At 60.5% G+C, this 7,466-nt stretch carries 7 protein-coding genes and 1 pseudogene; 1 reads left to right on the plus strand and 7 read right to left on the minus strand.

Annotated elements, in window-relative coordinates; translation table 11 throughout:
- Both ACXWUF_RS15300 and ACXWUF_RS15305 read right to left on the minus strand, forming a co-directional pair.
- Positions 1 to 540: methane monooxygenase/ammonia monooxygenase subunit A (locus ACXWUF_RS15300; RefSeq protein ID WP_458495518.1), on the minus strand; the 540-nt coding region annotated here is incomplete at its 3' end.
- A gap of 306 nt (positions 541 to 846) precedes the next feature.
- Entirely contained in the window at positions 847 to 1,353 is a 507-nt protein-coding gene (locus ACXWUF_RS15305) for a tautomerase family protein (protein ID WP_458495519.1), read from the minus strand.
- 48 nt (positions 1,354 to 1,401) lie between these two features.
- Here ACXWUF_RS15305 and ACXWUF_RS15310 point away from each other — a divergent pair, with 48 nt between their 5' ends.
- Positions 1,402 to 2,328 (plus strand): LysR family transcriptional regulator, encoded by a 927-nt coding sequence (locus tag ACXWUF_RS15310; protein WP_458495520.1) that lies wholly within the window; start codon positions 1,402 to 1,404, stop codon positions 2,326 to 2,328.
- Between the two features lie 11 nt (positions 2,329 to 2,339).
- Here ACXWUF_RS15310 and ACXWUF_RS15315 read toward each other — a convergent pair whose 3' ends face one another.
- From ACXWUF_RS15315 to ACXWUF_RS15335, 5 genes and pseudogenes are all read right to left on the minus strand, one after another.
- Positions 2,340 to 3,446: an L-dopachrome tautomerase-related protein gene (locus ACXWUF_RS15315; RefSeq protein WP_458495521.1), complete on the minus strand. Its 1,107-nt coding sequence runs from the start codon at positions 3,444 to 3,446 to the stop codon at positions 2,340 to 2,342.
- Positions 3,447 to 3,734: 288 nt separating this feature from the next.
- Positions 3,735 to 4,256 (minus strand): YfiR family protein, encoded by a 522-nt coding sequence (locus tag ACXWUF_RS15320; protein ID WP_458495522.1) that lies wholly within the window; start codon positions 4,254 to 4,256, stop codon positions 3,735 to 3,737.
- A 2-nt stretch (positions 4,257 to 4,258) separates the two neighbouring features.
- Positions 4,259 to 6,274: a TonB-dependent receptor plug domain-containing protein gene (locus ACXWUF_RS15325; RefSeq protein WP_458495523.1), complete on the minus strand. Its 2,016-nt coding sequence runs from the start codon at positions 6,272 to 6,274 to the stop codon at positions 4,259 to 4,261.
- A gap of 1 nt (position 6,275) precedes the next feature.
- Positions 6,276 to 6,734, minus strand: a complete 459-nt coding sequence (locus tag ACXWUF_RS15330) for a hypothetical protein (RefSeq protein ID WP_458495524.1) — start codon at positions 6,732 to 6,734, stop codon at positions 6,276 to 6,278.
- A gap of 251 nt (positions 6,735 to 6,985) precedes the next feature.
- Positions 6,986 to 7,466, minus strand: a pseudogene (locus ACXWUF_RS15335) (UDP-3-O-(3-hydroxymyristoyl)glucosamine N-acyltransferase); the annotation flags it as partial.

Raw genomic sequence — 7,466 nt, forward strand, 5'->3', positions numbered from 1 at the left:
CTGGGCGTGGCCGTATTCCACCGGCACATGGAACATGGCGAAGATCGGCCAGTTGCTCGGATAGAACAGCAGCGCGAAAGCCGAGGCACCGAAGATGGCGGTGAACGTCAGGCTGTTGGTCAGCATCAGGATGGCGTCCAGCACCAGGGCGCTGGGCAGCATGGTCGCGGGCAACACCATGTTGACGGGGAAATAGTTCCAGTAGTGGTAGGCGAAGATCCGGGCGATCCAGGTGCCGATCAACAGCGCCAAGATGCACAGGGTCGCGCCCAGGGGCAGCCGGAAGCGCTCCCACATCACCGCCTGCACGGCGGCGGGGAAGGTAATCATCATCAGCGGCGTGACCAGGGGCCACCATTGGCGGTCCTTCCAGTCCTGCCAGAAATCCCAATCGCCCACGGTCAGGGCGACATGCAGATGGAAGGCACCGATGAAGAGGAAAAGGGCCAGCACCAGGATGAGGTAGTCGTAGGCGCGGCTGAGCCGTGCCTTTTCCCCGGTATAGGGCTGGGGCGGAAGATCGAGCAGGTTGGCTGCCATAATGGTTTCTCCTTGTAGTCGTCCCGGTACGCCGGGGTTTTCGATAGCCTTTAAGGGTCGTACCGGATGCCCGGCTCGCCGGAGAAAGGGGGCTAACCGTCTAGCCGAACCGGGCCATGCGGTACGATGGCGAGACTTTAGGGATTCCATCGCGGGCCGTGAAATGCTTAGTTTTCATGGCGGTATGGAGCAAATTCATGAGGACGGGAACGGCCCGGCGATATGGTTAAACATTCGGGCGTGGCTGAATGACAGACACGCCCTAAAAGTGATCGCGAGGTGATTTCGGTTCGCGGGTTCCCGCAGTTAGCTTTGGCGGAAAATGACCCATAACACCAAAACCAGGCTCACTATCGAAAGTCCCAAGGCTAAGGGTGCCATCCATGAAGCGGCTGGATCGGTATTCTGAGGGGGCGGCGGGGTTTGATTGACGGTTGCGTATTGAGCTACGCCATTTCCAAACGACCAGTTTTCTTTAGGAACCTCGACCAGATTGATGAGGATATCTTCCTTTCTGATGCCAGGATTCGCGGCTAAGCGATCCGCAATGGCTTGATAGAGTTTTGTTTTCTGCTCAACGGTTCGGCCCGCGTTGAAAAAGATTTGGATTGCCAAAAAATGATCTGAGCGTTCAATACCCAGATAGTCTTTGCTAAAAACCAGATATTCAGGCGAGTGGGTGGTGATTATCTGAAACTTATCGCCCGCAGGCACATTGACGGCCTCGGCTAAAGCGTCATAAACCCCGTCGCTAATAGCTTTCACCTCGGTAGGTGTGCGCGATGAATCGACTGATATTTGAACTAAAGGCATAGGATTTTCCCCTGTGGCTTGGAGTATTACATTTTTGAAATATTCACCATGTCGTCTGATCTTAGAAATTTCGACCTGAACCTCCTGGTCGCCTTTGACGTGCTGATGCGGGAGATGAACGTCTCCCGCGCGGCGGAGAAGATGTTCGTCACCCAATCGACCATGAGCCACATCCTGCAACGGCTGCGGCAGCAACTGGATGATCCGGTCCTGGTGCGGACCTACACCGGCATGAAGCCCACCGAGCGGGCCTTGGCCCTGGTCGAGCCGGTGCGGGCGATCCTCCACGAGGTGGAGCGGGTCATTCAGGTTCCCGAGCGCTTCGATCCCGGCAGCAGCCAGCGGCGTTTCGTGATCGCCGCGACCGACTACATGGAATTCCTGCTCCTCCCGCCGCTGTTCGAACGCATCGGCCTGTCGGCGCCGGGCGTGGATATCCACGTCAAGCGCACGGAAGCCGCCTTCCCGGCGGAGGACTTGGAAAACGGCGATTTGGATGTGGTGTTGGGCTTCGCGGCCATCCTCAAGCCGCCCGCCCAGTTCCATATCGAAAAACTGTTCGAGGACCGGATGGCCTGCGTGGTCCGGGCGGACCATCCGGCGGTGAAAGAATCGCTGGGGTTGGAGGAATACGTCGCTCTGCCGCACCTGCTGATTTCCCGTACCGGCACCAAGGCGGGCGTCATCGACGAGTGGCTGGCCGAGCGGGGATTGGAGCGGCGGATCGCTTTGACCGTGCCGCATTTCCTGTCCGCCCCGCTGATCGTCGCCCGGACCGACTTGGTGCTGTCCTTGCCGCTGCGTATCGCCGAGCGCGTCGCGGAACTGGTGCCGCTGAGGATCCTGCCGGTGCCCATCGAGCTTCCGGCCTACGACTTGGCGATGATCCATCACCCGGTGCGCGAAAAAGAACCGGCCCACCTCTGGCTGCGGGCGCAGATCGCCGAGGTGAGCCGGTCGCTGGCGGGGGGATAAGACGGATGGGTTTACCGGCCCGCCTGACCGAAGGCCAGCGGCTTGGCCTGAACCAAGAAATACGGCGGCTTGGATAGGTTCTCGCCGCCGTTCAAGGTGGCCGACTGGTGCAGCTTGTTGACCACGGCGTACAGCCAGCCCTGCGGGCCGAAGCTGAAGGAATCCACCCAGGACAGGTTCGGGCACTGGCTGATCCGCCGGTATTTCCGATCCGGGGTGATGACCCCGATGGCGTTTTCGGCCAATTCCCCAAGGTAGATATTGCCGTCCCGGTCGATGCTGATGCCGTCCGATATGGGCTTGTCGGCATAGCGCTCGACCCGCCGCGCCAGGGTCTCGGCGTCCAGCCTGTCGTCGGCGAGGTCGGCGGCTTTGATCCGGTACAGGCCATGGCCGTGCATGGGGCCGAAATAAACCCATTCGTTCCGCAAGTCCTCGGTGATCGGGTTGACGCCGATATGGGGCCGGGCCAGATTGCCTTGGGCGTCCTTCACCTGCACGGGCTTCCCGTCGATGACCAAATCGACATTCTCCGGCACCACGGATTGATGGCCCTGCAAGACCCGCCGCGCCGCGCCGGTTTCCAAATCCACCACGATCAGCGCCGCATCCGCCCCGCCCGCCGGGTCGCTGATGAAGATGCGCCGGTGGACGGGATCGACGGCGAAATCGTTGACGAACTGGTCCTTGGGCGCGACCGGCGGCGGCAGGTAAATGACCCGGTGCAACCGATCCGCCTGGGTATCCCAGCCCACCAGTTTGGGCGTGACGCCGCTACGCATTCCGTTATCGAGCATCCACACGACGCCATCCGGCGCGGCGCGGATGCCCAGCACCGAATCGAGCTTCAGGCCCGGCTGTCCGGTCCGGTCGTTCAGGGCCGCGTTGGGAAAGGGCACGGTGGCGTCGGTGCCCTTGAGTTCCACCACCGAATAGGCGGGTTCGTAAAACTGATGCTGGCTCATGATGACCCGGCCCGTCTCGGTCACGGTGACGTTGCCGGGTCCCTGGTTGAGCCGGGCGACGATATCGTAGGTCGAGGGTTCGGCGGATGCCTTGGCGGAAATGGCCAGGGCCATCACCAAGGCGGCATGAAGTATGGATTTGAAGTGGGGCATGGAGGACTCCGTTGGACGAACCGGCTTTGGATCGGGGTCCAACGGTACGCGCTTGGGCTTGAACGGGGGAAATGGTCTTTTTTCATGCCGCTATCGACCCAATCGATGGATGAAGGCCGATTCGGCCTCATAGGGTGTGCGAGAAGCGAAAGGGTGGCTGTGAAATCGTCCGTTCGCGCCCTTCGGCTAGGCTCAGGACAGGCTTCGGCTCCGTTGTGCTACGCTCAGGGCGAACGGGCGGAAAACAGCGGCTTCTCACACATTCCCCAAGTAAATTCCATAAGCCCACTATCGAACCTCCCGCGCCAATTGCAGCATCTGTGCGCTCATGCCGAGGTTCGCCGCCCGCGCCGCGCTGAGGTTGATTCTGAACTTGATGCCGTTCGGCTCCACGTCCAAGACAATCATCGCGCTTTCCCGCCAGGCGTCCGGGGAATCGCTCACCGTCAGCACCGGCAGGCTGTCGAGAACGCCGATCCATTTCACCAAATCCGCCCGCCCCGAAGGGTTCAGGTAAACCACCTGGCAGGCTTTGGCCGCTTCCGCCGTGGTCGGTTGCTTGATGTTCACCGGCAACTGGAAGAGCTTCTTGGCTTTCAGCTTGTCCAGTTCGCCCGCCATGGGATTCTCGCCCAGCACGCACAGCGTGAACTCCCCGGTCGGCAGGCTAGGCCAGGTGGTGAACTGGGCAAATTTGTACAGCAGCACCGCTTTCAACTGGTTTTCCGTGGGTTCCACCGCGTGTGCTGGCGCAGCGGCCATCGGCAGCAGGCCCAGCAATAACGCCCATGATGTCCAACGACTTGGCATCGCTAGAATCCCACCGTCAGCTTGAGCCGAAAGCCGCGACCGTCCTGCGGAATGCTGTTTTGGACGAAGTCATCGCCCACCGGGTCCGCGTAATAGGCGTTCCACAGGTTATAAACGCCGAAGGACAGGCGCACGTTGCTCAGCGGGGTGGCGTTTACCATGAGATTGGTGAGCAGGTAGCCATCGACGTGGCCCCGCTTGGCTTGGCGGGCGCTGAAATAAAGGGTTTCCAAGCCCAGCCGGTAATCGTCGTGCCATAACGGCGAGGACACATGCAGCTTCAGCATGTGCTGCGGGGAATTGGTCAGCGCCTGGCCCTGGCTTTCTTCCGCGCGCTGCAAGGAATACCCGAGGACGCCATGAATGCCGTTGGCGAAGCGCTGCTCGGCCTCGACCTCCATCCCCAGGCCTTCGATCCCCTGATTATTTTTGAAGAAGATCAAGCCATCGTTCGGGTCCACGGCCTGGTTAATCAGTGCGTCGATTTTGTAACGGTAAAGCGCGGCGCTCAAACGGGTGGAGGGCGTCAGGTAATGCTCCAGGTCCAATTCCAAGGTGCCGATGCTTTCCGGCCGCAGGCTTAGGTTGGCCTTGGCGGACACATTGCCGTCGGAATAGAAGCGTTCGTAGACATTGGGCGCCCGGAACGCGGTGCCATAGAGCAGCTTGAACGTGGTGGTATCCAGCGGCTGCCAAATCAGAGCCACGCGGGGATTGGCGCTGCTGCCGAAGGGATAATGATCGTAACGGACACCGGCCAGCAGGGTTAGCGAATCCAGCAGCCGGAATTCGTCCTGGAGAAAGAAACCATAGCGGGTGCTGCGGTAAGGCTTATCCAGATAGGTGACCCCCCCGGCGTCTTGATTCCGCATCAGCTGCTTGAAGTTGTCCTGGAACTCCGAGCCGAACACCAGTTTGTGACTGGCGAAACCGGAATAGGTGAAACGGACCTCGCCATTCCACCACTCGCCGCTGCCCCAATCCACGTTCAGGGTACGGCCACCGGAATCATGGTAGGGATAGTCACCCCGGAAATCGAAACGGTTATAACCGAGCAGGGCATAGGCATCCCAATCGGCGGCAATCCGGTCGTCATATTTCAGGGTGACGAAAGTCCGCTTGTCATCGGTGCGGCTGGCGGCATCGTTGAATGCTTGTTCGTAGACCCCGGTGGGAATGCCCTTGACCCTATCGACATAGCCGGCTTCCAGCTGCACGGGGCCGTAAGACAGCTTGGCGAACGCGCTCTGCCCTCGGTCGTAATCCAAGCCCACGGCTTTGCCCTGGTTTTGATCCGGCGCGTTGAACTCGGGGTAATAAAGATGCGCGGCTCCTTCCCAATCGAAGCCGGTGGCCGACAGCAAGACCTCGGCACCATTCTCGAAGCGCTTGCCGAAGCTCCCCCGCGCCTTGTACGCATCGAAACTGCCGTAGCTCCCGGAAACCTCCGCCCCATTGAACGCGCCGCCGCGCTTGGTGATGACATTGACCACCCCCAGGAAGGCATTATTGCCGTAAATGGCCGAACCCGGCCCCGGCACGAATTCGATGCGCTCGATCAGATCGACATCGAACACGAAGTCGTTGCCGTAGTAGCCGCTGTCGTAAATATTGTCGTTGAGGCGCTCCCCGTCGATCAGCAACAGGACACGGGAGCCATAATCGCCGGGGCGATTGAAGCCCCGCACGCCCAGGTAGCTATAGTTGCGGTCGTTGGTGAGGTACACGCCCGGCAGCATCCGCAGCGCCTCCCCCAGCGTGCGGAAGCCGTAGGTCTGAATATCGTCCGCCGTCACGATGTGTATCGACCCCGGCGCCAGGGAAGTGCTTTGGGAATACTTCGAAGCGGTCGTCACCTGAACGCCTTTGGGCGGCGTGGCGAGGCGCGTCCCGGTCAGCTCGTCCAGGCCACGCTCAATGAAATCGCCGGACGATTCCGCCGCCCCGGATGCCCCAGGGCACCACCACGCCGCGAAGGCTATTAGCCAAGCCCGACAAAATCCCAAGGGAGACCGCATTTTATTCACGGGTTTGCCCATAGACGGACTCAAATTTGAGGCTATACGGGATCAGCGTGATCTCATCCTGGATAAACCCGCCGACCAGTTGGCGTACCGGGCGCTTCAGATCGAAGCACACCGGAAACCGACGGGAATAGTCGACCCGCGTCCAGCGGTACGAGACCCCCCCGATGACATCGTGGTTTTCCATGGGCTGAAAGCGATATTGCGCGTCGAAATCGGAGGTATCCCGCTGCTCGGCGAGGAACGATTCGGTGCGGAAGGTATGGTCGTAGTAAGCCTGGAGCATGAATTCGGACGTGGGGCTGAGGGATTTGGTCCAGCGCCCTAAAAGATTGGCGCCAGAAGCGTTGGCGCTCCGGCCCACCGTGCTTGAATAGGGCTGGGTGAGTGTCGGCAGCACGAGGGCCTGCTCGAAGTCGCCCCGGTAAATGTCGCCTTGGAGTGTCAGGTCCATCGCCCGCCTCCGTTCCGCCGTTGATGCGGAAGCCCTCCGATATTGCTGCCAAGAATCCTGCGGCGGCGTTCCGTCCATTTCATCGGCAATGGATCGGCAAAGACGGCAGATGCAGCACAAATAGCCCGGCAATAAAGACAACCCCCCACTGCGAGCGGCTTTATAGGCATTCTGTCAGCCGTTTTTTTGGATCAGGGCAGCGCAATTTTAGAAGGGTTTAGCAAATGATTGAAGAAACTGGCCGAGGATCGCTATGGTTTCGCCAGCTCCGCCAGCTTCTTCTCCAACGCCCGGAGCCGCGTCCACATATCGTGCAGCCGGGGCAGCACCGCGATGTTTTTCAGGTATTCCTTGAGCGGCTGGGCGGGACCGCCGGCGTAAAGGCCGGGTTGCTTGATGCTGTTGTGGAGGCCGGCGCGGTGCAGCAACACCACGTCGTCGGCCACGGTGATGTGGTCGAGGGCGCCGGTCTGGCCGGAGGCGATGACCCGCTTGCCGAACTTGGTGGAGCCGGAAATGCCGGTGTGGGCGCAGAGGATGCAGTCCTCGCCGATCTCCACGTTGTGGGCGATGTGGCAGAGTCCGTCGATGACCACGCCATTATGGATGACGGTGGCCCCGTAGGCGGCGCGGTCGATGTTGGTGTTGGCGCCGATGACCACGCGGTCCTCGACGATCACCTTGCCGCTATGGGGAATGCGGTAATTGTGGCGTTTCTCGTCCTGGGCGAAA

Source organism: Methylomagnum sp. (genome assembly GCF_054333355.1).

Coding starts and splice junctions, on each gene's coding strand:
- ACXWUF_RS15305 (WP_458495519.1), bottom strand. CDS start 1,353: ATGCCTTTAGTTCAAATATCAGTCGATTCATCGCGCACACCTACCGAG.
- ACXWUF_RS15310 (WP_458495520.1), top strand. CDS start 1,402: ATGTCGTCTGATCTTAGAAATTTCGACCTGAACCTCCTGGTCGCCTTT.
- ACXWUF_RS15315 (WP_458495521.1), bottom strand. CDS start 3,446: ATGCCCCACTTCAAATCCATACTTCATGCCGCCTTGGTGATGGCCCTG.
- ACXWUF_RS15320 (WP_458495522.1), bottom strand. CDS start 4,256: ATGCCAAGTCGTTGGACATCATGGGCGTTATTGCTGGGCCTGCTGCCG.
- ACXWUF_RS15325 (WP_458495523.1), bottom strand. CDS start 6,274: ATGCGGTCTCCCTTGGGATTTTGTCGGGCTTGGCTAATAGCCTTCGCG.
- ACXWUF_RS15330 (WP_458495524.1), bottom strand. CDS start 6,734: ATGGACCTGACACTCCAAGGCGACATTTACCGGGGCGACTTCGAGCAG.